The sequence below is a fragment of the Agromyces sp. CCNWLW213 genome, assembly GCF_037199545.1.
In the GTDB taxonomy this organism is placed as follows: domain Bacteria; phylum Actinomycetota; class Actinomycetes; order Actinomycetales; family Microbacteriaceae; genus Agromyces.
On record NZ_JBBBDX010000005.1, the window covers coordinates 112,355 to 134,718 of the forward strand.

Below are 22,364 nucleotides of genomic sequence, written 5' to 3' on the forward strand. Positions count from 1 at the left end.
TCGAGTGGGCGACGTCGGCGGGACGGTCGCCTCCGGCACCGCCGGCATCGCCCACTCGATGAAACGCATCGCCCGGCCGCACCGCGCGGCACGACCCGGAACACCTCGCACGAGTAAGGACACGAAATGACCCGCACCCCGCTCACCACGTCGCTCGAGGGCGTCGAGGTCTGGTTCCTCACCGGCAGCCAGCACCTGTACGGCCCCGAGACCCTGCAGCAGGTCGCCGAGCAGTCGCGCCAGGTCGCCGAGACGCTCGGCGCGGCATCCGCCGTCCCCGTGAAGGTGGTCTGGAAGCCGGTGCTCACCGACTCCGACGCGATCCGCCGCATCATGCTCGAGGCGAACGCCGACGACCGCGTCATCGGGCTCATCGCGTGGATGCACACGTTCAGCCCGGCGAAGATGTGGATCGCCGGTCTCGACGCCCTGCAGAAGCCGCTCGCGCACCTGCACACGCAGGCGAACGTCGAGCTGCCGTGGGGCGAGATCGACTTCGACTTCATGAACCTCAACCAGGCGGCGCACGGCGACCGCGAGTTCGGGTACATCCAGACGCGCCTCGGCGTGCCGCGCAAGACGATCGTGGGTCACGCCTCCGACCCGCGCGTGCAGGCGGAGCTCGGCACGTGGCAGCGCGCGGCGGCCGGCCTCGCGGCATCCCGATCGATGAAGCTCGCCCGATTCGGCGACAACATGCGCTACGTCGCCGTGACCGAGGGCGACAAGACCGAGGCCGAGCTGCGGCTCGGCGTGCAGGTCAACACGTGGGGCGTCAACGAGCTCGCGGATGCCGTGGCCGCGGCATCCGACGCCGACGTCGACGCGCTCGTCGCCGAGTACGAGGAGCTCTACGACGTCGTGCCCGCCCTGCGCGCCGGCGGCGAGCGCCACCAGTCGCTGCGCGACGGCGCCGCGATCGAGCTCGGCCTGCGCTCGTTCCTCGAGGAGGGCGGGTTCGGCGCGTTCACCACGTCGTTCGAAGACCTCGGCGCGCTGAAGCAGCTGCCGGGCCTCGCGGTGCAGCGCCTCATGGCCGAGGGCTACGGGTTCGGCGCCGAGGGCGACTGGAAGACGGCGGTGCTCGTGCGCATCGCGAACGTCATGGGCGCCGGGCTGCCCGGCGGCGCGTCGCTCATGGAGGACTACACGTACGACCTCACGCCGGGCGACGAGCTGATCCTCGGCGCGCACATGCTCGAGGTGTCGCCGTCGCTCACCACCGCGACGCCGTCGCTCGAGATCCACCCGCTCGGCATCGGCGGCAAGGAGGACCCGGTGCGCCTGGTCTTCACCGCCGACCCGGGCCCCGCGGTCGTCGTCGCGATGAGCGACCTGCGCGACCGGTTCCGCCTCACGGCCAACGTCGTCGAGAACGTCGAGCTGCCGCATCCGCTGCCCGAGCTGCCCGTCGGACGCGCGGTCTGGAAGCCGGCGCCCGACTTCGCCACGAGCGCCGCCGCGTGGCTCGCGGCGGGCGCCGCACACCACACGGTCATGTCGACCGCGGTGGGCGTCGAGGTGTTCCGCGACTTCGCCGAGATGGCGAAGCTCGAGCTGCTCGTGATCGACGAGTCGACCGACCTCCGCGGGTTCCAGCGCGAAGTACGGTGGAACCAGGCCTACTACCGACTCGCGCAGGGCCTCTGAGGGAGGACCCGATGAGCGGTGAGCCGGGGCTGACGGATGCCGCCGGCGTGCCGACCATGTTCGACGTCGCGCGGCGCGCCGGCGTCTCGCACCAGACCGTCTCGCGCGTGCTCAACGACCTGCCGGGCGTGGCGGCGGCGACGCGCGAGCGCGTGCGCGCGGCGATGGCCGAGCTCAACTACGCGCCGTCGCCGACGGCTCGGGCCATGGCCCGCCGCCGGTCGGGGTCGATCGGGCTCATCCAGGCGGGCCGGCCCGACTACGGGCCGTCCAGCGCAGCCCTCGGGTTCAACGAGGCCGCGCGGGCCGCGGGGTACGCGGTCAGCCAGGCGAGCATGCGCACGCTCGACGCCGACGCGCTCACGCAGGCCGTGCATCGGCTCGTGCTGCAGCGGGTCGAGGCGATCGTGCTCATCTCGGGCGAGCGCGAGGGCGTCGAGGTGCTCGGCGGCATCGACTCGGGCGTGCCGCTCGTGGTCGTGGCATCCGAGGCGGCGCCCGGCCTGCACCGCGTCTCGTTCGACCAGTTCGCCGGAGCGCGGCTCGCCACCGAGCACCTGGTCTCGCTCGGGCATCGCCGCATCGTGCACGTGTCGGGGCCGTCCGATTCGATGGATGCCGCGGAGCGCCGGCGCGGGTTCGCGGCCGCGCTCGCCGCGCACGGGCTCGAGGAGCGCGAGCCCATCGCGGGGGACTGGCTCCCGGCATCCGGTCACGCCGCGGGCCGGCGCCTCATCGACGACGGATGGGCCACCGCCGCGTTCGTGGGCAACGACCACATGTCGCTCGGCGTGCTGCGCGCGTGCGCCGAGGCGGGCGTGCCGGTGCCGTCCGCGTTGAGCGTGGTCGGGTTCGACGATCTCCCGGAGGCGGCCTACTTCACCCCGCCGCTCACGACGATGCGGCAGGACTTCGACTCGCTCGGGCGCGACATCATGGCGACCGTGGTCGACGTGCTGGGCGACGAGGCGTCGGCGCCCGACCGCACGTCGCGCGTGCCGGAGCTCGTCGTGCGCGAGAGCGCTTCGGGGCCGGCGGCCGCGGCCGCGGCCGCCGCCGCGGCCTCGGCGTCCGGCTGAGCATGCGGCGCGGCGGCCCGGGCGGGCGTCGAACGCCGGAGTCCGCAGGATGAGCCGCCGCACGGGCGGCATGGGGCGGCCGTGCCGCGCGTCATCCTGCGAACCGGCTCGCGCGCCGGCGCCGCCTGCCTGGGCGTTCCAGATGCCGCGGCATCCGCCCCGTCGCCGTCGTCGCCCTACCCGGCCGAGTAGTCGGGCAGTTGCTGCAACGTCCAGCGGTTGCCGTCGGGGTCGCGCAGGCTGACGAAGCGGCCCCACGCCTGCTCGTCGACGCCCTCGGCCTCGACGCCCTTGGCGCGCAGCTCGGCGAGCACCGCGTCGGCGTCCGGGATGACGACCTGGATCACGTCGAGCGAGCCGGGCGCGAGCGTGCCGCCGAGCCCCTCGCCGATCGCGATCGAGCACGCCGACCCGGGCGGGGTGAGCTGCACGAATCGCAGGTCCTCGGTGACGCGCTGGTCGAAGTCGGCGTTGAAGCCGAGCTTCTCGACGTAGAACTCCTTCGCCCGGTCGACGTCGGTGACGGGGACGAAGATGAGCTCGATCTTCCAGTCCATGGCGGGTCCTCCTGCTCTCGGCCGGTGCTCCTGCTCCCGGCGGTCGTGTCGTGACGTCAGTCTGGCGCGGCATCCGGCCAGTTCCTGTCCGCAATCGATTCCGGATGTCGCGGTCGGCGACACGGCGAAGACTCCTCCGTGTCGCTGCCGGCCGCACCCCCGGGGTCGGCGTGTCGGCCGACCGCCAGGCGTCGGGGTCCCGCGGCGCGAACGCCCCCGATCCCGCCGGGACGCCCCGGTGCGAGGATGGAGCACATGACCACGACGCTGAACATCACCGGAGACGCCGCCGCCGACCAGCTGCTGAGCGAGGACGCGTTCGCCCTGCTCGTGGGCATGCTGCTCGACCAGCAGGTCGCCATGGAGACCGCGTTCGCGGGACCCGCGAAGATCCGCGACCGCGTGGGCTCGATCAAGCCCGAGACCATCGCGGCGGTCGATCCCGACCACCTCGTCGACGTGTTCAAGGAGCCGCCGGCAGTGCACCGGTACCCCGGCTCGATGGCCGGACGCGTCCAGGCGCTCGCGAACGCGGTGCGCGACGACTGGGGCGGCGACGCGGCGGCGATCTGGACCGAGGGCGACCCCGACGGGCCCCAGGTGCTACGCCGGCTCAAGGCGCTTCCCGGCTTCGGCGAGCAGAAGGCGAAGATCTTCCTGGCGCTGCTCGGCAAGCAGTGCGGCCTGCAGGCGAGCGGATGGCGCGAGGCCGCCGGCCACTACGGCGAGGAGGGGTCGTTCGCCTCGGTCGCCGACATCGTCGATCCGGAGTCGCTGCAGAAGGTGCGGGCGACGAAGCAGGCCGCGAAGGCGGCGGCGAAGGCCGCCAAGGCGTAGCGCCCCGGGCCGCCCGCGGTCACCCGGGCGGCCGCGGCCAGCCGGGCTGTGCGGGGCGGGCGGGGGCCGCGCCCGATCCCTCCACGTCGAGTGTCGCCGTTCGCGCCGAGTGATGCCGCCGGACCGGTGACGCTCGACCCGGGCGGGGGCCGCGCCCGATCCCTCCACGTCGAGTGTCGCCGTTCGCGCCGAGTGATGCCGCCGGAACGGTAACACTCGACGCGGGCGGTAACACCGGACGCGCGGTCGCACGGGCCCGCCGGGAGGACCCGTGCCTCGAGGACCCGCGGAGTCCGCGGGCTCCGTCCGCGGCGCGTGGAATGAGCGCTCACATCGCGATCGCGACCCTCGGCCCGGCGGCATTCCACGCGCCGTGGCGGCTGCGTGCGACATCCGACGAATTACCACTTGTGAGCGCTCACTTGTGAGCGCTAACATCACCAATGCCGCCAGAACGAACTGGCGGTCCGGCGCACCGAGAGACGCAGCAGCGCACGCCGGCAGGTGAACAAGGAGGTTCCACTGATGAAGAAGCTCATCGGAATCGCAGCCGCCGGAGCGATGCTCGTCGCCCTCGCCGGTTGCGCGAGCACCGGCGACGCCGCGGCCGAGGGCCCCAAGCCGCTCGACGAGCTCGTGGTCGGGTTCGCGCAGGTCGGCGCCGAGTCCGGCTGGCGCACGGCGAACACGAAGGACATCCAGGCCGCGTTCGAGGAAGCCGGGATCGAGCTCAAGTTCTCCGACGCGCAGCAGAAGCAGGAGAACCAGATCAAGGCGATCCGCTCGTACATCCAGCAGCAGGTCGACGTGATCGCCTTCTCGCCGGTCGTCGAGACCGGGTGGGACGCGGTCCTCAACGAGGCGAAGGCCGCCGGCATCCCCGTGGTGCTGACCGACCGGGCCGTGGACTCGGAGGACGAGTCGCTCTACGTGAGCTTCCTCGGCTCCGACTTCGTCGAGGAGGGCGAGAAGGCCGGCCAGTGGGTCCTCGAGGAGTACGCCGACACGACCGAGCCGGTGCAGATCATCCAGCTCGAGGGCACGACGGGCGCCGCGCCGGCGATCGACCGCGCGGAGGGCTTCGCCGAGGTCATCGCCGAGAACCCGAACCTCGAGGTCGTCGCGAGCCAGACGGGCGACTTCACGCGTGCGGGCGGCAAGCAGGTGACCGAGGCGCTCCTCAAGTCGAACCCCGACGTCGACCTCATCTACGCGCACAACGACGACATGGGCCTCGGCGCGATCGAGGCGATCGAGGCGGCCGGCCTGACGCCGGGCGAGGACATCAAGATCGTCACGGTCGACGCGGTCAAGGACGGCATGCAGGCCCTCGCCGACGGCAAGATCAACTTCATCGTCGAGTGCTCGCCGCTGCTCGGCAAGCAGCTCGTCGACATCGTGAAGCAGATCAACGACGGTGAGACGCCCGAGAAGCGCATCATCACCGAGGAGACGACCTTCACGCAGGAGCAGGCGATCGAGGCACTGCCCACTCGCCAGTACTGACCCGTCCCCGCGGGTCGAGCAGTGCCGCAGGCGGGTCTCGAGACCGGTCTTCCCGGTCTCGAGACGCCGCCTCGCGGCACCTCGACCCGCAGAGGTCTCGAGGCGCCGCTTCGCGGCTCCTCGACCCGCAGAACCACCCCGACTCGATGGAGAGCACCGTGACCCAGCAGACCGAACCTGCCGAACCGGTCGTCGAGATGCGCGGCATCTCGATCACGTTCCCGGGCGTCAAGGCGCTCGACGGCGTCGACTTCCGCATGTTCCCCGGCGAAGTGCACTCGCTCATGGGCGAGAACGGCGCCGGCAAGTCGACGCTCATCAAGGCGATGACCGGCGTGTACGGCATCGACGCCGGAACCATCACGCTCGCGGGCGAGCAGGTGTCGTTCTCCGGGCCGGCGCAGGCGCAGGCGGCGGGCATCTCGACCGTGTACCAGGAGGTCAACCTCCTGCCCAACCTGTCGGTCGCCGAGAACATCATGCTCGGCCGCGAACCCCGCCGGTTCGGCGCGATCGACTGGCGCGCCATGCGCCGCCGCTCGGCCGAGCTGCTCGCGGGCCTCGGGCTCGACCTGGACCCCGGCTCGCTCCTCGGCGACCACTCGCTCGCGGTGCAGCAGCTCGTCGCGATCGCGCGGGCGATCGACGTGAACGCGAAGGTGCTGATCCTCGACGAGCCCACGTCGTCGCTCGACGCCGACGAGGTCGCCGAGCTCTTCCGCGTCATCCGCTCGCTCAAGGCGCAGGGCGTCGCCATCCTGTTCGTCTCGCACTTCCTCGACCAGGTGTACGAGATCTGCGACCGGCTGACGGTGCTGCGCAACGGGCAGCTCGTGGGGGAGTACCTCATCGAGGAACTGCTGCGCATCGACCTCGTGCAGAAGATGATCGGCAAGGAGCTCACGGCGCTCGAGGACCTCGAGCAGCGCGCCCACGCGGCGACGATCGACGAGACGGATGCCGCAGCCTTCGTCTCGGCATCGCAGCTCGGGCGGCGCGGCGCGATCAACCCCGCCGACCTGCCCATCGCGGCCGGCGAGGTGGTGGGCCTCGCCGGCCTGCTCGGGTCGGGTCGCACGGAGCTCGCGCGACTGCTCGGCGGCATCGACCGGGCCGACACGGGGGAGCTCACGATCCGCGGCGAGACCGTGAAGCTGCGGACGCCGCGCCAGGCGATCTCGAAGCGCATCGCGTTCTCGTCCGAGAACCGCCGCGACGAGGGCGTCGTCGGCGACCTCACGGTCCGCGACAACATCGTGCTCGCCCTGCAGGCCGACCGGGGCTGGTTCCGCCCCATCCCGAAGAAGAAGCAGGACGAGCTCGCGCAGTCCTACATCCAGGCCCTCAACATCCGGCCCGGCAACCCCGACGCCCTGGTGCGCAACCTCTCCGGCGGCAACCAGCAGAAGGTGCTGCTCGCCCGCTGGCTCGCGATCGCCCCCCGCCTGCTGATCCTCGACGAGCCGACGCGCGGCATCGACATCGGGGCGAAGGCCGAGATCCAGAAGCTCGTCTTCAACCTCGCCGAGAACGGCATGAGCGTGCTGTTCATCTCGGCCGAGCTCGAGGAGGTGCTGCGCCTCAGCCACCGCGTGGTGGTGCTCCGCGACCGGCACGTCGTCGCCGACCTCGAGAACGACGGGCTCACCGTCGACTCGCTGCTCGCGCTCATCGCCGACGGGCGCGTCGCGTCCGACGACGAGGCGCTCGAGGAGCTGCGGGAGCTGCCGGGCCGCGCGGCGCCCGCGCCCGCGGCATCCGTCACCCCCGACCAGACCGAAGGAGGCCGCCGATGAGCGTGCTCGCCCGGATCGTGTCGAGCCGGCTGTTCTGGCCGGTCGTCATGCTCCTCATCCTGTTCGCGATCAACCTCGTCGCGTTCCCCGGCTTCTTCACGATCACCGTGCGCGACGGGCAGCTGTTCGGCAGCCTGGTCGACATCCTCCGCAACGGCGCCCCGACGCTCATCATCGCGGTCGGGATGACGCTCGTGATCGCCACGCGCGGCATCGACCTGTCGGTCGGCGCGGTCGCGGCCATCTCGGGGGCGGTCGCCTGCTCGATCATCCTGGGCTCGCCCGAGCCGGGGAACCTCGCCACGGTCGCCGTCGCGGTGAGCGTGGCGCTGCTGATCTCGCTGCTGCTCGGCGTCTGGAACGGGGTCCTCGTGGCGGTGCTCGGGATCCAGCCGATCATCGCGACGCTGATCCTCATGACGGCGGGACGCGGGGTCGCGATGCTCATCACCGAGGGACAGATCCTCACGGTCAACAGCCCGCCGTTCAAGTTCCTCGGGTCCGGCTTCTGGCTCGGCGTGCCCATCGCGGTCATCATCGCCGCGGTCGTGTTCGGCGTCGCCGCGCTCGTCACGCGGCGCACCGCGCTCGGCATGTTCATCGAGTCGGTCGGCATCAACCCCGAGGCGAGCCGGCAGGCGGGCGTCCGCGCCCGCGGGCTGCTGTTCGCCGTCTACACGTTCTGCGCGCTGTGCGCCGCGATCGCAGGTCTCATCCTCACCGCCAACACCGCGGCGGCGGATGCCAACAACACGGGCCTGTTCATCGAGCTCGACGCGATCCTCGCCGTCGTCATCGGCGGCACGTCGCTCGCGGGCGGCCGGTACTCGCTGCTCGGCACGCTCGTCGGCGCGCTCGTCATCCAGACGCTCGTGACGACGGTCTACACCGTCGGCATCCCGCCGATCGCGACCATGGTGTTCAAGGCCGCAGTCGTCACGGTCGTGTGCCTGCTGCAGTCGCCCACGACGGCCGAGGCGTTCAGCGGGTTCCGCCGACGACTCGCCGTCCGAGCCGGGAAGGGGATCGCCGCATCATGACCGAGCTGCTCGATGCTCCCAGCCGCCCCGACCGGCGCGCGCCACGTCCGCCCCGCGGCCCCGCCGGCACCGGCCCGTCGGGCTCCGGCGGAAACCCCCTGGCCCGGTTCGGTCGTGCGGCCCTGTCCGTGCTCACGAGTCCCAAGTACGGACCCGTCACCGTCACCGCCATCCTGTTCGTCGCGGTGTTCGTCATCGGCGGCATCCGCTATCGAGGGTTCTTCTCCGGCCAGGTGTTCCTCAACCTGCTCGTCGACAACTCGTACCTCATCGTGCTCGCCGTCGGCATGACGTTCGTGATCCTCACGGGCGGCATCGACCTGTCGGTCGGCGCGGTGGTCGCGCTGTCGGGCATGATCGCGGCCAGCCTGCTGCAGACCGGGTGGTCGCCCGGCGTGGTGATCCCGCTGATCCTCGTCCTCACGAGCGTGCTGGGCCTGCTCGTGGGGCTCATGATCCACGTGTTCAAGGTGCAGCCGTTCATCGCGACGCTCGCGGCGATGTTCCTCGCCCGCGGCCTCTGCTACGTGATCAGCCAGAGCTCGATCTCGATCACCGAGCCGACGTTCGTGCAGCTCGCCGTCTCGCGCATCCCGCTCGGGGCGGGCATGTCGATCACGCCGAGCGTGATCATCGCCCTGGTCGTCGTAGCGATCGCGGTGTGGGTGCTGCACGGCACCCGCTTCGGCCGCACGGTCTACGCGATCGGCGGCGGCGAGCAGTCGGGCCTGCTCATGGGCCTGCCGGTCGCGCGCACGAAGGTGCTCGTCTACACGATCAGCGGCTTCTGCTCCGGCCTCGCGGGCGTGCTCTTCACCTTCTACACGCTGTCGGGCTACCCGCTCACGGCGATCGGCACCGAGCTCGACGCGATCGCCGCGGTCGTCATCGGCGGCACGCTGCTCACCGGCGGGTACGGGTTCGTGCTCGGCTCGGTGCTCGGCGTGCTCGTGCTCGGGGTCATCCAGACGATCATCACGTTCGAGGGCACGCTGTCGTCGTGGTGGACGAAGATCTTCATCGGCGCCCTGCTGCTCGTGTTCATCATCCTGCAGAAGGTGCTCACGGCGCGGCGACGTTAGCGCCCGCCGAGGGGTCCGCCCGCGTGGCGGGCCCTTCGGCTTCCCCGTCCGCGCCGCCGCGGGCGGGATAATCGAAGGACGATCGCGCCACTGGCGCGGGGCAGGGAGCCAGGCAGCGAGTGACCGACCGCGACGACAAGGCCCGCGCGGCGACCATCTTCGACGTCGCGCGGCTCGCGGGCGTGTCCCACCAGACCGTGTCGCGCGTGCTGAACGACCTGCCGAACGTGCGCCCCGCCACGCGCGCCCGGGTCGAGCAGGCCATCACGCAGCTGCGCTACGTGCCGTCGCCGGCGGCCCGCGCGCTCGTCACGCGGCGCACGCGCACGCTCGGCCTCATCGTGACGGGCGCGCCCGACTACGGGCCGTCATCCACGGCGCTGCACTTCAACGAGGCCGCGCGGGACGCCCGGTACGCCGTCATCACGGCGAGCATGCTCGAGACGGATGCCGCGAGCATGCGCTCGACGGCCGAGCTCCTCGTGCGCCAGAACGTCGAGGCGATCGTGCTCATCGCCGCCCAGCGCGCCGACCTGGACGCGCTCGACGGCATCGAGCTCGGCGTGCCGATCATCGCCGTGGCATCCGAGGACCGCGGCGCCATGCACCGGGTCTGGCTCGACCAGTACGCCGGGGCGAGGCTGGCCGTCGAGCATCTCATCGGGCTCGGGCACCGGGAGATCCGGCATGTCGCCGGCCCGGCGAACGCCATGGACGCGGAGGAGCGCGTGCGCGGTTGGCGAGCCGCGCTCGGCGCGCACGGACTGCCCGCCCGGGAGCCGCTCGTGGGCGACTGGTCGCCCGGCAGCGGCTACGTGCACGGCCGTGTCCTCGCGACCGACCGCGAGATGACCGCCGTGTTCGTGTCGAACGACCAGATGTCGCTCGGCGTCATGCACGCGCTCGCCGAGGCGGGCCTCTCGGTGCCGGGCGATGTGAGCCTCGTCGGCTTCGACGACATCCCTGAGGCGGAGTTCTTCACGCCGCCGCTGACCACGGTCCGCCAGGACTTCGACGCGCTCGGGCGCGATGCGATGGCCGGCGTGCTCGCGGTGCTCGGCGACGACGATCGGATGCCGCCGCCGCGGGTGCCCGACCTCGTGGTGCGCACGAGCACGGCCGCGCCGAGCCGCGACCGGGCCGCCGTCGGTTCCTGACGCGGCATCCGATCGAGTGCCGTTTCTGCGGTGGAGTGTCATTCCATCTCGCACTCGAACGAAGAATCGGCACTCGATCGCGAGATGGGGCGGCGCGGTCGGGTGGAGGGCGCGCCGGATCAGGCCGCGTCGGCGTCGCGCGACTCGCTGAGTCGACGCCGCACTCGGGCGGACGCGTTCGCGATCGCCTCCTTCTCGGCGGGCTCGAGCACGTCGAGGAACAGCTCGCGGATCGCGAGCGCGTGGTCGCGCATGGACTTCAGCAGCGCGAGCCGTCCGGCCCGGGTGAGGGCGACGAACGAGCCGCGACCGTCGGTGTCGCACTCGGTGCGCTCGACGAGGCCGCGGCCGACCATCCGGGTGAGCTGGTGGGAGACGCGGCTCTTCTCCCAGCCGATGAGTTCGCCGAGCGCGCCCGGGCGTAGGCGGTGCTCCGGCGCGCGGAAGAGTGCGAGCAGCACGCCGTACTCGGCCTGCGAGATGCCGGCGTCGCGCTGGAGTCGGCGGTCGAGCTCGCGCCCGAGCCCGACGTGCATGTTCACGAAACCGTCGTACAGCGCCCACTCGGCGACGTCGACTTCGGACACTTCGGTGGCGGGCATGCCGCCATCGTACCGGACGTTAGTTGACGTGTCATCTTTCATGAGTATGATGACGTGTCAACCAAATCGTCCGGAAGGGATGGCAGACCATGTCCGCAGTCAGGATCGGCATCATCATCGGCAGCACTCGACCGGGCCGCGTCGGCGACCAGGTCGCGAAGTGGGTGCTCGAGCAGGCCCGCGAGCGGAGCGACGCCGAGTTCGAGCTCGTCGACCTGCTCGACTTCGCGCTGCCGCACCTCGACGAGGCGGTTCCGCCCGCCATGGGGCAGTATGCGCAGGCGCACACCAAGGCCTGGGCCGAGAAGGTCGACTCGTTCGACGGCTACATCTTCGTCACGCCCGAGTACAACCACTCGACCTCGGGGGCGCTCAAGAACGCCCTCGACTTCGTCTACGCCGAGTGGAACAACAAGGCCGCCGGGCTCGTGAGCTACGGCTCGGCCGGCGGCACCCGCGCCGCCGAGCACCTCCGGCTCATCCTCGGCGAGCTGCAGGTGGCCGACGTGCGCCAGCAGGTCTCGTTCTCGCTCATGAGCGACTTCGAGGGCTACACGAAGTTCGCCCCCGCCGGATACCACGCCGGCATGCTCGCCGCGCAGCTCGACCAGCTCGTGCCGTGGGCGACCGCGCTGCGTTCGGTGCGCGAGGGCGGGGCGCTCGCGCAGGCGGCGTAGCCCGCCCGCGGGCCCGCCCGCGCGCCTGCCCGCCCGCGCGCCGGCGCGCCCGCCCGCCGAGTGATGCTGTCGACGCCGAGCGATACCGGTGCAACAGCATCACTCGACGGGAGCGGTCTCACTCGGCGCCTGCCCGCGGCACCGCGGCGGCGGTCAGCGCGGCACGTGCCGGTCGAGGAAGTCCGCGATCGCCGTCGCCATGTCCTCGGGCTGCCACGAGTGCTGCGCCGCGGGGATCGCCGCCCGCTCCGCGTTCGGCAGGGCCGCGGCGAGCGCCTCGGCCGCGGGCGTCATCTCGTCGAGGGTCTCCTCGCCGACGAGCACGAGCGTCGGGGCCTCGACGGCCCCGAGCAGCTCGGCGTGCGGCGCCGACTGCGCCCAGGCGAGGGACTCGGCATCCGCTTCGAGGCTCGGGCCGATGCGCACCATGATGGGCCACGACGGGCTCGACTTGGCCTGCGCGAGCCACTCGGGCGGCATGTCCTTCATGAAGTACTCGACCACCGCGTCGGGGTCGTCGCCGGCGATGCGGTCGCGCAGCCCGGCGAGGAACTCGCCGCCATCGGAGCCCTGCTCGGCGCCGATCGGCACCTCGAAGACGACCATGGCGGTGACGGGCAGTCCGGATGCCGCGGCCGCGAGTGCGATCGAGCCGCCCGACGAGTTGCCGAACAGGGCGACGCCCTCGCCGAGGTCGTGCGTGCGGTCGAGCTCGCTGACGATCGCGCGCAGGTCGGCGAGGTTGTGGTGCAGGTCCATCGGCCCGTCGTGCGCGCTCTCGCCGCGGCCGCGCCGGTCGTAGTTGATCGCGGTGTAGCCGCGATCGGCGAGCAGCGTCGCGAGGCGCTTGGTCGTCGGGTCGAATGCGCGGAACTGGAACGCGCCCCCGATGAGCACGACGGGCGGGCCGCTGCCCTCGCGGTCGTACGCGATCGCGGCGCCGTCGTGCGAGATGGCGGTGTGGCCGTGGGACATGGGGCCTCCTTCGCAGGTTCGGTCTGCGGGGGGATCGGGCTCGTCGTCAGGCTATCGGCGGTCGCCCGCTGCCGATAGGGGCGGATGCCGCGACGCGGGAGCGACGCGCCGTGGCATCCGTCGCCGTGATGTCGGTGGGTGGTGGCAGCATTGCGAGCACAACACCACATGTTGGGGTCGGCGGGGCGAGGGGGCCCAGATGTCGGGGCTCCGATGTCCAGATCGTGTGACACGCCGACGACACGCCCGGCAACCGTCCACAGGTGGAATCTGCTCGAACGAGCGGGCCTGTGGAGAACGTGTCGAGGAGCCGCGCAAATCCGCAGGTCAGGGGGGTGTCGACCTGTTGATGGGCTGGGGAGAACGCGGTGGAAAACTACACGAATGTAACTACTGCATGTTGGGGTCGTTCCCTTGCGCAGACACTAGATGTAGTATTGAAGGACACACGCAACACCGGGGGAAACGGCTCCCGAGGAGCCAGAGAAGAGGGGTCACAGAGATGACGGTCACGGTCTACACCAAGCCTTCCTGCGTCCAGTGCAACGCGACGTACCGGGCCCTCGACAGCAAGGGCATCGAGTACGAGGTGCTCGACCTCTCGCAAGACGAGAACGCGCTCGCCGCGGTCAAGGAGCTGGGCTACCTGCAGGCCCCCGTCGTCATCACCGACGAAGACCACTGGTCGGGCTTCCGCCCCGACAAGATCGACGAGCTGGCATCGCGGCTGGCGTAACGCTCCCGGCGGCTGACGACCGGGGGGTCGTGATGCAGCACCAGGAGCAACCATGACGAACCTGATCTTCTTCTCGAGCGTGTCGGGCAACACCGCGCGCTTCATCGAGAAGCTCGGGCGGCCGGCGGCGCGCATCCCGCTCCACGCGAGCGATGCGCCGCTCGTCGCCGACGAGCCGTTCGTGCTCGTCGTCCCGACCTACGGCGGAGGCGACGGCAAGGGCGCCGTGCCGAAGCAGGTCATCAGGTTCCTGAACGACCCGCGCAATCGCGCGCTCATCCGCGGCGTCATCGCCGCGGGCAACACCAACTTCGGTGCGGCCTACGGCCTCGCGGGCGACATCGTCGCCGCGAAGTGTCACGTGCCGCACCTGTATCGCTTCGAAGTATTCGGGACACCCGACGACGTTCGCGCCGTCGACGAGGGATTGGACGCATTTTGGTCAACGCAGCAGCATCCGGCAACGACAGTGGCGTGAGTGTCATCGACGCACCGCGCTCGAGCAACGCGGGCATGGACTACCACGCCCTGAACGCGATGCTGAACCTGTACGGGCCGGACGGGAAGATCCAGTTCGAGAAGGACCGGGAGGCGGCGCGGGAGTACTTCCTGCAGCACGTCAACCAGAACACGGTCTTCTTCCACTCCCTCAAGGAGCGCCTCGACTACCTCGTCGAGAAGGAGTACTACGAGAAGGAGGTGCTCGACCAGTACTCGTTCGAGTTCATCCAGAAGCTCAACGACCTGGCGTATTCGAAGAAGTTCCGCTTCGAGACCTTCCTCGGCGCGTTCAAGTACTACACGAGCTACACGCTGAAGACGTTCGACGGCAAGCGGTACCTCGAGCGCTTCGAAGACCGCGTCGTGATGACCGCCCTCGGCCTCGCGCAGGGCGACGAGCAGCTCGCGATCGACCTCGTGGAAGAGATCATCGGCGGCCGCTTCCAGCCGGCGACGCCCACGTTCCTCAACACGGGCAAGGCGCAGCGCGGCGAGCTCGTCTCGTGCTTCCTGCTCCGCATCGAAGACAACATGGAGTCGATCTCGCGCGGCATCAACTCGTCGCTGCAGCTGTCGAAGCGCGGCGGCGGCGTGGCGCTGCTGCTGTCGAACATCCGCGAGTCGGGTGCGCCGATCAAGCAGATCGAGAACCAGTCGTCGGGAATCATCCCGGTCATGAAGCTGCTCGAGGACTCGTTCAGCTACGCCAACCAGCTCGGCGCACGCCAGGGCGCCGGCGCGGTGTACCTGTCGGCGCACCACCCCGACATCATGCGGTTCCTCGACACCAAGCGCGAGAACGCCGACGAGAAGATCCGCATCAAGACGCTGTCGCTCGGTGTCGTGGTGCCCGACATCACGTTCGAGCTCGCGAAGAACAACGAGGACATGTACCTGTTCTCGCCGTACGACGTCGAGCGCGTCTACGGCAAGCCGTTCGGCGACGTGCCGATCACCGAGAACTACCGCGCGATGGTCGACGACCCGCGCATCAAGAAGACGAAGATCAACGCGCGCGAGTTCTTCCAGACGATCGCCGAGATCCAGTTCGAGTCGGGCTACCCGTACATCGTGTTCGAAGACACGGTGAACAAGGCCAACCCGATCAAGGGCCGGATCAACATGTCGAACCTGTGCTCCGAGATCCTGCAGGTCAACACGCCGACGACCTACAACGAAGACCTCAGCTACAACCAGATCGGCAAGGACATCTCCTGCAACCTGGGGTCGCTGAACATCGCGCACACGATGGACTCGCCGGACTTCGGCAAGACGGTGGAGACCGCCATCCGGGGCCTCACCGCCGTGTCGGACATGTCGCACATCTCGTCGGTGCGCTCGATCGAAGACGGCAACGACAAGTCGCACGCCATCGGCCTCGGCCAGATGAACCTGCACGGCTACCTCGCTCGTGAGCGCATCTTCTACGGCAGCGAAGAGGGCATCGACTTCACGAACATCTACTTCTACACGGTGCTGTTCCACGCGCTGAAGGCGTCGAACAAGATCGCGATCGAGCGCGGCGAGACCTTCGACGGGTTCCGCGACTCGAAGTACGCGTCGGGCGAGTTCTTCGACAAGTACACGGATGCCGCGTGGGTGCCGTCGACGCCGAAGGTGATCGAGCTCTTCGCCGACGCCGGCGTGCACATCCCGACCCAGCACGACTGGCAGGAGCTGAAGGCCTCCATCATGGAGCACGGCATCTACAACCAGAACCTGCAGGCGGTGCCGCCGACCGGCTCGATCTCGTACATCAACAACTCGACCGCGTCGATCCACCCGATCGCGTCGAAGATCGAGATCCGCAAGGAAGGCAAGCTCGGCCGCGTCTACTACCCGGCGGCGTTCATGACGAACGACAACCTCGAGTACTACCAGGACGCGTACGAGATCGGCTACGAGAAGGTCATCGACACCTACGCCGCGGCGACTCAGCACGTCGACCAGGGCCTCTCGCTCACCCTCTTCTTCAAGGACACCGCGACGACCCGCGACATCAACAGGGCGCAGATCTACGCGTGGAAGAAGGGCATCAAGACCATTTACTACATTCGCCTGCGGCAAATGGCTCTTGAGGGCACGGAATTGGAAATGTGCGTTTCGTGTGCACTTTAATGTGCTGAATTGAATTGAAATGCACTAATACGGCAGAGAAATCGATAAATGCTTGAATCCATTGAATACCGGCGTCGCGAGGTCGGTTATGCCGGTCTCGTCGGCGGGGTCTATGGGGTGCGAACCCTTGGTTCAAGCGAGTATCGATATGTCGGTCAGACCACGCTGAGTTGCACCAAGCGGATGTCGCAGCACCTCAAGGCGGCGAAGGCCGGGCAGAAGACCGCGTTCTATGACTGGCTTCGGAAGACCGATGACTGGCACATCGTGCCGCTCGAACTCATCTGGACTTCACTCGAGGACCTGGGCGAGGCCGAGAAACGCTGGATCGTGGATCTCCGGGCACAGGGACACCGCCTGCTCAATCTGACAGCCGGCGGCCTCGGCGCGGCCGGATTCAAGTGGACTGACGAGATGCGGGAAGCCGCACGGCAGCGCATGCTGGGTCGACCCGGCGTCTCCATGCCTGGCGCCGAGAACCCGATGTTTGGTCGGTCGCACACCGACGAGCAGAAGGCCCGCTGGTCTGAGCTTCGCAAGGGCACCAACGCCGGCGAGGCCAATCCGAACTTCGGGAAGTTCGGGCCGGCGCATCCGGCGTACGGCCGCGTCTTCTCGCCGGAGACGCTCGAGCGACTCTCGGAGCAGAAGCGCGGCGAGAAGAACCCGAACTACGGCAAGACCGCGAGCGCTGAGACTCGCGCCAAGATGTCCGCTGTCCGAAAGGGACGCCCGATGCCCTCGAGCGTCCGGAACGCGCACACGCGGCACCACACGAACAAGGGCGTCTTCAAGGAGACGTGCCGGCACTGCATCGACGATCGAAACAACGAAAGAGGCAGCTCATGACGCTCACGGACCCCGTGAACTCGGCGACGAACGACCCCGCCCACCAGGGCAAGGTCAAGCTGGTCGACCACGTCAACGCGATCAACTGGAACCGCATCCAGGACGAGAAGGACCTCGAGGTCTGGAACCGCTTGGTGAACAACTTCTGGCTGCCCGAGAAGGTGCCGCTGTCGAACGACATCCAGTCGTGGAACACGCTGACGCCCGACGAGCAGCAGCTCACGATGCGGGTGTTCACGGGCCTGACGCTGCTCGACACGATCCAGGGCACGGTCGGTGCGGTGTCGCTCATCCCGGATGCGATCACGCCGCATGAAGAGGCGGTGTACACGAACATCGCATTCATGGAGTCGGTGCACGCGAAGAGCTACTCGTCGATCTTCTCGACGCTGTGCTCGACGAAGGACATCGACGATGCCTTCCGATGGTCGGTCGAGAACCCGAACCTGCAGAAGAAGGCCGCGATCGTCATGGAGTACTACCAGGGCGACTCACCGCTCAAGCGCAAGGTCGCTTCGACGCTGCTCGAGTCGTTCCTGTTCTACTCAGGGTTCTACCTGCCGATGCACTGGTCGTCGCGCGCGAAGCTCACCAACACAGCCGACCTGATCCGCCTCATCATCCGCGACGAGGCCGTGCACGGGTACTACATCGGCTACAAGTTCCAGAAGGGCCTCGAGCGCGTCTCCGAGACCGAGCGCGAGGAGATCAAGGACTACACGTTCTCGCTGCTCTACGAGCTCTACGACAACGAGGTGCAGTACACGCAGGACCTCTACGACGGCGTCGGTCTCACCGAAGACGTCAAGAAGTTCCTGCACTACAACGCCAACAAGGCCCTCATGAACCTCGGCTACGAGCCGATGTTCCCGAAGACCGTCACCGACGTGAACCCCGCGATCCTCGCGGCCCTCTCGCCGAACGCCGACGAGAACCACGACTTCTTCTCGGGTTCGGGCTCGTCTTACGTGATCGGCAAGGCGGTCGTCACGGAAGACGAGGACTGGGACTTCTGATATGTAATCCGCGTACCTGTCAGGTGGACAAGGCTGGCGCCGTCCGGATCCGTTCTGTGAAACGCCAACCTACTTGATCAATCGGGACACTGAATCCGATCATTCGACGGGTTAGTCGATCGTGAATTTAGGCCCGGAACGAGCACCCTTTGCGCCGCAGTAGGCGGTGCCACCTAATCGCGAATCCCCGAGGACTCAGGAACCGCATGAGCGCGCAGACATTCCGCAGTCAGCTCGAACGGAAGACGCGGCAGAGGTTGGATGCCGAGAAGCGGGCGCGTGAGTACCGTGCGAAGGAGTCTGGCAAGCGCACTGACGCCTCGAAAGCCCGTGCAGCCGCCCGAAATACGAAGAGCGAATCGACCGCGCGGACAAAGCTCCGTGAAGCGGAACGCCGCGATAATGAGGCCACGGCGGCGGCGAAGGAAGCCAGCCGGTACGAGGCACGAGCGACCCAGTACTCCAGGGAAGAAGCCCGGCTCGCCGAACAGCTCGCCCGGGCTCAGCGAAGCGAAGCCGTGGCTGCGGAGCGGCAGCGTCAGCGCGAACGAACCCGGGATGCCATCCGCGAGACACGGATCGAGAACCGGCTGTCGGCAGCGGAGACCGCCGTCGAACACGCCATCAGCACAATGCAGCCGCCCTCAGCGGAGAAGCTTCGCGTCCTCATCCTGGGAGCGTCAGGAGAGGGCGAGCTTCGGGTCGGACGGGAGCAGAAGCGTATCCGTTCCGCCGTGGAGTCCGCCCTTCATCGAAACCTCGTCGAACTCGATGTCCGTCCAGCCGCGACCAGTGCGGATCTTCTGGACGGCATCACGAAGTTCCGGCCGCACATCGTCCATTTCTCCGGTCACAGCAACGAGCACTTACTCGTGTTTGAAGCGGACGTGGACGAACCGAACGCAGGAGTCGGTGTCACGGCACGCGCCTTCGCCGCGGCGGTCAACGCCACCGACGACCCGCCCGTGCTTGTAGTCCTCAACTCCTGCCGCTCGGCGGGACAGATCGACGACCTCGTCCGCGCCGTTGTGCCATTTGCCATCGGGATGGCTGACGAAATCGATGACGGCGATGCCATCAACTACGCAGCTCAGTTCTACGCATCACTTGCGAACGGTCAGTCCATCAGCGCGGCACACCGCGCCGGTCGTGCAGCACTCGAGCTCGCTGGACTCGACGGCGCCGACCTACCCACGCTCGCGTCCGCTGACTCGGTCGACGCGGCGACGACCATCCTCGTGAAGCCACCGGAGTGAATATGGCCGACCGGCAAGAGCAGTCGAAGAAGGCCGCAAAGGAACGCGGCGAGATCACAGCGGTCGAGGGTCGCGGGACGACTGAGAATCGAAATCTGGCGGCCCTTCATTCGGTGACGTTCGCCACCGGAAACGTCGAGCGAACCTTTCAGATGCCGCGACCGAAAGACGCGGTCGAAGTGAGCGTTCAGAAGCTGCACGTGGTCCGGTTCGTGGAGCTGCCGGAATGCCCGATCTGTCTCGCCCCGAAGCCGACCTCCGCTGAGCACGTCCCTCCGGAAAGCATGGGCGGAGGCGTGATCACGAGAAGCTGTGAACGGTGCAACAACGAGTTCGGCTCTCGAATCGAGCCGCACCTGCTCGACTGGTACGAGCACGCAGTCCGTGCGAGTTTCCGTGGCGACGCGGTACCAGGCAAGCGGGTAGGGCCGCGCATGCTTGTCCGTGAGGCGTCCGATGGACGGGTCGGCCTCATCTTCGACCGCGGTAAGTACGACGAAGCCATTACGGAGATATTCGATGGCGGCGAGTTCGAGATGATCTACTCACCTCCGGATCCCGGTCGGGTTCAGGTCGGCCTCCTCAAGAGCGCCTACCTCGCCGCCTGTGCGGTCCTTGGTGAAGTGCTCCGCACGGAGCGCGCGGAGGCTGTTAGGGAGGAGCTGCAGACCGCACTCAGTGCACCGCGGAACCAGCCGCTGAAAACCGGCCCCATCGCCCGCCAGTTGAGAGCTCACCGCACGTATCGTCCAGCACGTCGCGGCGAGGTTTCGCTGGTCGTCGAGCAGGCAGATGATGGCTTTAAGTTCTTCGTATCCCTCGCGGAGGTTCTTGTTGTCGATTGGCCGCTTGACCCGATCCAGATGATGAGCGTGCCGCGGTCGGCACTCGGCTCCATCTCGGCGCCTTGATGTAGCCGGCGAACCGACCTCGTCCAGCTGTTTCGAACCCCCGACCGAGCGGGCATCTCTTGGATCAGATGCGGTTAGGGATCATCTTCGTTCTGTCTCCGGTGTGGGTCAATATAGATTCAATATACTTAGGACCCAACACAGAGGTCTGCGAGTGTGGTATCATGGAACCTGAGGAGGTTTTCATGGCCATCACTGCAAGCACACTCGTAGAGCTCATCGAGAGCACCATTGAGGCGCGGCACGAAACTGACAAGCAGATCCAGGCTCTGCGTCGTGAGCTCGAGGGTCTTGAGGTGAAGCGCGATCAACTTCTGCAGGAGGAGCAGGGGTATCGGTTCGCGCTCGCGCGCCGGTTCCCCGATGAAGACATCGACGCTCCCAACTTCGCTGCGGACTCCGCCCCTGGATCGGTGCGGCGCACGGACGACTTCCTAAAGCAGACGCGGGCGGACGCCGTAGAGGCGGCAGTGCGTTCCATCGCCGACGAGCGAGGAACCGCAAGCCCCGCCGCGATCGAGGAGTTCCTGCGCGCAGGCGGACGGGATGACACACGCGATGCCATCGGCGCGGCACTCGCCTACCTCAATCGCACTGACCGCGTCGTGAACGTCGCTCGTGGACAGTGGCAGCCCAGGGATGGCGCATGACAACCCCATACAGACTTCTGGCCCGATCCGTTGCAGCGGATACGGGCCAGAACAACCGGCACGAGGACGCGGTAGTGACTTTGACGGTCACCTACAGCGTAGCGAAGAAACCTAAGGGATTCACCTTGCTTCCTCCTCGTGTCACGACATTGAGGAGATCGCCTTATGGCATCGATCAAGAATCACTTCGGAATCACGGGTGCTGTGCCCTTCATCGACGTGGACGTGGACGCCGACAACCGGCTGTACATCGATCCGCGGGCCGTCAGGCTGCGGAGGTCCCCGCAGCGTTATGCGGACCAAGCAGTGAGGTGTGCGGATACATTCCTCACCACCGTCACCGACTGCGTCTTTGACGGGTCTCCCGGCGCACTTGGGCGCGGACGGGAGCTCCTCGAGCGGTTCGTCGAGCCCTGGGAGACGCGACTTGGCATGTCGGACGAGGGCTTCCACGGACGTGGCGGTGCCTCGGTAGTGGGTGGCTGGATCTGGGAGGCCTTCGTCGGCGACCTGGAAGCCCTCGTGCGGCTGGGCATTCTCCATCAACTGGAGGACCTTCCGGTCTTCGTAGGTGGCATTGACAAGGACATCACGAGCGACATTGCAACTCGGATCTACTTCGAGCCGCTCGGACGCTTCACCGAGCAGATGATCGCCGACTATCCAGAGTTCGCCGCCGACGGCAAAGAGGTACGCACGTACAGGAAGCCCGTGTGGAACCCCGACTCCTGCGAATGGGACGAGGCCGAGTTCACCCTTCCCGTGGTGAAGGGCGAGCCTCTGCTGCTCGTCCCTGTTGGCTGGGCGCGTCCCACACTTCTGATGTCTGCGGGCCGCTACTACGACACGGTGGTCCTTTCGTATGCGCAGATGGAGCAGGCCATTCTCATGTCTGACGGCAAGGTCTGGAACGCGCGGAAGGCTGACCTCAGGAAGCAGCGCGACCTTCAGCCCGGACGGACGACGAGTCTTCGCGTGACTCTGAGGGCGATTGCGAGTAGGGAGGATCTTCTGAGGGTCTTCAAGGCCTTCGTCGACGAGCGGTACGACGGGGGCGACAGCTCCGACCAGGCCGCCTGATCTCCGGTGGGTGTCGCCGCACCCGTGCGGCGGCACCCATCATGTCGGGACGGCGACCTCGGCTCTTCGCACGGTGACGCTGGCAGGCCGGAAAGATGGGTGTGTGTTCCGATCATCAGGGGCATATCCCGAGGAACGGCAGGCGATGTGGGCGGCACGGCCGCGGACTGGTTCTCGTCGAACCCGTGGCGGCTGCGGCCGGGACCGTCGATGGTGGCGGTGCTCGAGCGGGCCGAGGACTTCAGTACCGCGACGACGGAATTGTGGCTGCCGGTCGAGCGTGAGTGAG

General features: G+C 68.1%; 21 protein-coding genes and 1 pseudogene. 19 read left to right on the forward strand and 3 right to left on the reverse strand.

From position 1 onward, the window contains the following. The first annotated feature begins 126 nt into the window (after positions 1-126). Positions 127-1,650, forward strand: a complete 1,524-nt coding sequence (gene araA, locus WBQ80_RS11515; RefSeq protein WP_336571644.1) for an L-arabinose isomerase — start codon at positions 127-129, stop codon at positions 1,648-1,650. An 11-nt stretch (positions 1,651-1,661) separates the two neighbouring features. Beyond that, positions 1,662-2,729, forward strand: a complete 1,068-nt coding sequence (locus tag WBQ80_RS11520) for a LacI family DNA-binding transcriptional regulator (RefSeq protein WP_336571645.1) — start codon at positions 1,662-1,664, stop codon at positions 2,727-2,729. Between the two features lie 176 nt (positions 2,730-2,905). On the opposite strand, the gene WBQ80_RS11525 is transcribed toward WBQ80_RS11520, so the two are convergent. Continuing rightward, entirely contained in the window at positions 2,906-3,286 is a 381-nt protein-coding gene (locus WBQ80_RS11525) for a glyoxalase superfamily protein (RefSeq protein ID WP_336571646.1), read from the reverse strand. A gap of 255 nt (positions 3,287-3,541) precedes the next feature. On the opposite strand from WBQ80_RS11525, the gene WBQ80_RS11530 reads away from it, so the two are divergent. The 6 genes from WBQ80_RS11530 to WBQ80_RS11555 all read left to right on the forward strand — a co-directional run bounded on the left by WBQ80_RS11530 (position 3,542) and on the right by WBQ80_RS11555 (position 10,704). Continuing rightward, entirely contained in the window at positions 3,542-4,123 is a 582-nt protein-coding gene (locus WBQ80_RS11530; protein WP_442892687.1) for an HhH-GPD-type base excision DNA repair protein, read from the forward strand. A 525-nt stretch (positions 4,124-4,648) separates the two neighbouring features. Then, the gene (locus tag WBQ80_RS11535; RefSeq protein ID WP_336571648.1) at positions 4,649-5,629 is read left to right on the forward strand and encodes an ABC transporter substrate-binding protein; all 981 of its coding nucleotides are present in this window, start codon (positions 4,649-4,651) and stop codon (positions 5,627-5,629) included. A 146-nt stretch (positions 5,630-5,775) separates the two neighbouring features. Then, positions 5,776-7,425, forward strand: coding sequence for a sugar ABC transporter ATP-binding protein (locus WBQ80_RS11540; RefSeq protein WP_442892688.1), 1,650 nt, complete (start codon positions 5,776-5,778; stop codon positions 7,423-7,425). Then, positions 7,422-8,465, forward strand: a complete 1,044-nt coding sequence (locus tag WBQ80_RS11545) for an ABC transporter permease (RefSeq protein WP_336571649.1) — start codon at positions 7,422-7,424, stop codon at positions 8,463-8,465. The genes WBQ80_RS11540 and WBQ80_RS11545 overlap by 4 nt, the downstream gene beginning before the upstream one ends. After that, positions 8,462-9,547 (forward strand): galactofuranose ABC transporter, permease protein YjfF, encoded by a 1,086-nt coding sequence (yjfF, locus tag WBQ80_RS11550; RefSeq protein ID WP_336571650.1) that lies wholly within the window; start codon positions 8,462-8,464, stop codon positions 9,545-9,547. The genes WBQ80_RS11545 and yjfF overlap by 4 nt, the downstream gene beginning before the upstream one ends. A 119-nt stretch (positions 9,548-9,666) precedes the next feature. Then, a complete protein-coding gene (locus WBQ80_RS11555) occupies positions 9,667-10,704 on the forward strand; it encodes a LacI family DNA-binding transcriptional regulator (protein ID WP_336571651.1) in 1,038 nt (345 codons plus the stop codon). A 119-nt stretch (positions 10,705-10,823) separates the two neighbouring features. On the opposite strand, the gene WBQ80_RS11560 is transcribed toward WBQ80_RS11555, so the two are convergent. Further along, positions 10,824-11,306, reverse strand: coding sequence for a MarR family winged helix-turn-helix transcriptional regulator (locus WBQ80_RS11560; RefSeq protein WP_336571652.1), 483 nt, complete (start codon positions 11,304-11,306; stop codon positions 10,824-10,826). Between the two features lie 89 nt (positions 11,307-11,395). On the opposite strand from WBQ80_RS11560, the gene WBQ80_RS11565 reads away from it, so the two are divergent. Continuing rightward, on the forward strand, positions 11,396-11,983 hold the full coding sequence (locus tag WBQ80_RS11565) for an NADPH-dependent FMN reductase (protein WP_336571653.1): 588 nt from the start codon (positions 11,396-11,398) through the stop codon (positions 11,981-11,983). Positions 11,984-12,136: 153 nt separating this feature from the next. Here the strand turns inward: WBQ80_RS11565 and WBQ80_RS11570 are convergent, their stop codons facing one another. Continuing rightward, positions 12,137-12,958, reverse strand: a complete 822-nt coding sequence (locus WBQ80_RS11570) for an alpha/beta fold hydrolase (protein ID WP_337282561.1) — start codon at positions 12,956-12,958, stop codon at positions 12,137-12,139. A gap of 502 nt (positions 12,959-13,460) precedes the next feature. Here WBQ80_RS11570 and nrdH point away from each other — a divergent pair. The 10 genes and pseudogenes from nrdH to WBQ80_RS11620 form a co-directional block, all read left to right on the forward strand. Continuing rightward, positions 13,461-13,694 (forward strand): glutaredoxin-like protein NrdH, encoded by a 234-nt coding sequence (gene nrdH / locus WBQ80_RS11575; protein ID WP_336573364.1) that lies wholly within the window; start codon positions 13,461-13,463, stop codon positions 13,692-13,694. A gap of 52 nt (positions 13,695-13,746) precedes the next feature. Further along, on the forward strand, positions 13,747-14,172 hold the full coding sequence (gene nrdI / locus WBQ80_RS11580; protein ID WP_336573365.1) for a class Ib ribonucleoside-diphosphate reductase assembly flavoprotein NrdI: 426 nt from the start codon (positions 13,747-13,749) through the stop codon (positions 14,170-14,172). Between the two features lie 35 nt (positions 14,173-14,207). Next, a complete protein-coding gene (gene nrdE, locus WBQ80_RS11585) occupies positions 14,208-16,313 on the forward strand; it encodes a class 1b ribonucleoside-diphosphate reductase subunit alpha (RefSeq protein ID WP_336573383.1) in 2,106 nt (701 codons plus the stop codon). Between the two features lie 48 nt (positions 16,314-16,361). Further along, positions 16,362-17,162, forward strand: a complete 801-nt coding sequence (locus WBQ80_RS11590; RefSeq protein WP_336573366.1) for an NUMOD3 domain-containing DNA-binding protein — start codon at positions 16,362-16,364, stop codon at positions 17,160-17,162. Continuing rightward, entirely contained in the window at positions 17,159-18,178 is a 1,020-nt protein-coding gene (gene nrdF, locus WBQ80_RS11595; RefSeq protein ID WP_336573367.1) for a class 1b ribonucleoside-diphosphate reductase subunit beta, read from the forward strand. The genes WBQ80_RS11590 and nrdF overlap by 4 nt, the downstream gene beginning before the upstream one ends. 206 nt (positions 18,179-18,384) lie before the next feature. Next, positions 18,385-19,434: a CHAT domain-containing protein gene (locus WBQ80_RS11600; RefSeq protein ID WP_336573368.1), complete on the forward strand. Its 1,050-nt coding sequence runs from the start codon at positions 18,385-18,387 to the stop codon at positions 19,432-19,434. A 2-nt stretch (positions 19,435-19,436) separates the two neighbouring features. Beyond that, positions 19,437-20,345, forward strand: a complete 909-nt coding sequence (locus WBQ80_RS11605; RefSeq protein ID WP_336573369.1) for an HNH endonuclease — start codon at positions 19,437-19,439, stop codon at positions 20,343-20,345. Between the two features lie 185 nt (positions 20,346-20,530). Further along, positions 20,531-20,995 (forward strand): hypothetical protein, encoded by a 465-nt coding sequence (locus tag WBQ80_RS11610; RefSeq protein ID WP_336573370.1) that lies wholly within the window; start codon positions 20,531-20,533, stop codon positions 20,993-20,995. A gap of 165 nt (positions 20,996-21,160) precedes the next feature. Further along, the gene (locus WBQ80_RS11615; RefSeq protein WP_336573371.1) at positions 21,161-22,075 is read left to right on the forward strand and encodes a hypothetical protein; all 915 of its coding nucleotides are present in this window, start codon (positions 21,161-21,163) and stop codon (positions 22,073-22,075) included. Positions 22,076-22,178: 103 nt separating this feature from the next. Beyond that, positions 22,179-22,363 (forward strand): annotated as a pseudogene (locus WBQ80_RS11620) (AraC family transcriptional regulator); the annotation flags it as partial. Position 22,364 lies beyond the last annotated feature (1 nt).

Bases quoted from the DNA above. Each gene is read 5' to 3' on its own strand.
- WBQ80_RS11565 (WP_336571653.1), top strand. From the start codon at position 11,396: ATGTCCGCAGTCAGGATCGGCATCATCATCGGCAGCACTCGACCGGGC.
- WBQ80_RS11610 (WP_336573370.1), top strand. From the start codon at position 20,531: ATGGCCATCACTGCAAGCACACTCGTAGAGCTCATCGAGAGCACCATT.
- WBQ80_RS11545 (WP_336571649.1), top strand. From the start codon at position 7,422: ATGAGCGTGCTCGCCCGGATCGTGTCGAGCCGGCTGTTCTGGCCGGTC.
- WBQ80_RS11530 (WP_442892687.1), top strand. From the start codon at position 3,542: ATGACCACGACGCTGAACATCACCGGAGACGCCGCCGCCGACCAGCTG.
- nrdH (WP_336573364.1), top strand. From the start codon at position 13,461: ATGACGGTCACGGTCTACACCAAGCCTTCCTGCGTCCAGTGCAACGCG.
- WBQ80_RS11600 (WP_336573368.1), top strand. From the start codon at position 18,385: ATGAGCGCGCAGACATTCCGCAGTCAGCTCGAACGGAAGACGCGGCAG.
- WBQ80_RS11525 (WP_336571646.1), bottom strand. From the start codon at position 3,286: ATGGACTGGAAGATCGAGCTCATCTTCGTCCCCGTCACCGACGTCGAC.
- nrdF (WP_336573367.1), top strand. From the start codon at position 17,159: ATGACGCTCACGGACCCCGTGAACTCGGCGACGAACGACCCCGCCCAC.
- nrdI (WP_336573365.1), top strand. From the start codon at position 13,747: ATGACGAACCTGATCTTCTTCTCGAGCGTGTCGGGCAACACCGCGCGC.
- WBQ80_RS11590 (WP_336573366.1), top strand. From the start codon at position 16,362: ATGCTTGAATCCATTGAATACCGGCGTCGCGAGGTCGGTTATGCCGGT.
- WBQ80_RS11570 (WP_337282561.1), bottom strand. From the start codon at position 12,958: ATGTCCCACGGCCACACCGCCATCTCGCACGACGGCGCCGCGATCGCG.
- WBQ80_RS11615 (WP_336573371.1), top strand. From the start codon at position 21,161: ATGGCATCGATCAAGAATCACTTCGGAATCACGGGTGCTGTGCCCTTC.
- WBQ80_RS11560 (WP_336571652.1), bottom strand. From the start codon at position 11,306: ATGCCCGCCACCGAAGTGTCCGAAGTCGACGTCGCCGAGTGGGCGCTG.
- nrdE (WP_336573383.1), top strand. From the start codon at position 14,208: ATGGACTACCACGCCCTGAACGCGATGCTGAACCTGTACGGGCCGGAC.
- WBQ80_RS11535 (WP_336571648.1), top strand. From the start codon at position 4,649: ATGAAGAAGCTCATCGGAATCGCAGCCGCCGGAGCGATGCTCGTCGCC.
- WBQ80_RS11520 (WP_336571645.1), top strand. From the start codon at position 1,662: ATGAGCGGTGAGCCGGGGCTGACGGATGCCGCCGGCGTGCCGACCATG.
- yjfF (WP_336571650.1), top strand. From the start codon at position 8,462: ATGACCGAGCTGCTCGATGCTCCCAGCCGCCCCGACCGGCGCGCGCCA.
- WBQ80_RS11605 (WP_336573369.1), top strand. From the start codon at position 19,437: ATGGCCGACCGGCAAGAGCAGTCGAAGAAGGCCGCAAAGGAACGCGGC.
- araA (WP_336571644.1), top strand. From the start codon at position 127: ATGACCCGCACCCCGCTCACCACGTCGCTCGAGGGCGTCGAGGTCTGG.
- WBQ80_RS11540 (WP_442892688.1), top strand. From the start codon at position 5,776: ATGGAGAGCACCGTGACCCAGCAGACCGAACCTGCCGAACCGGTCGTC.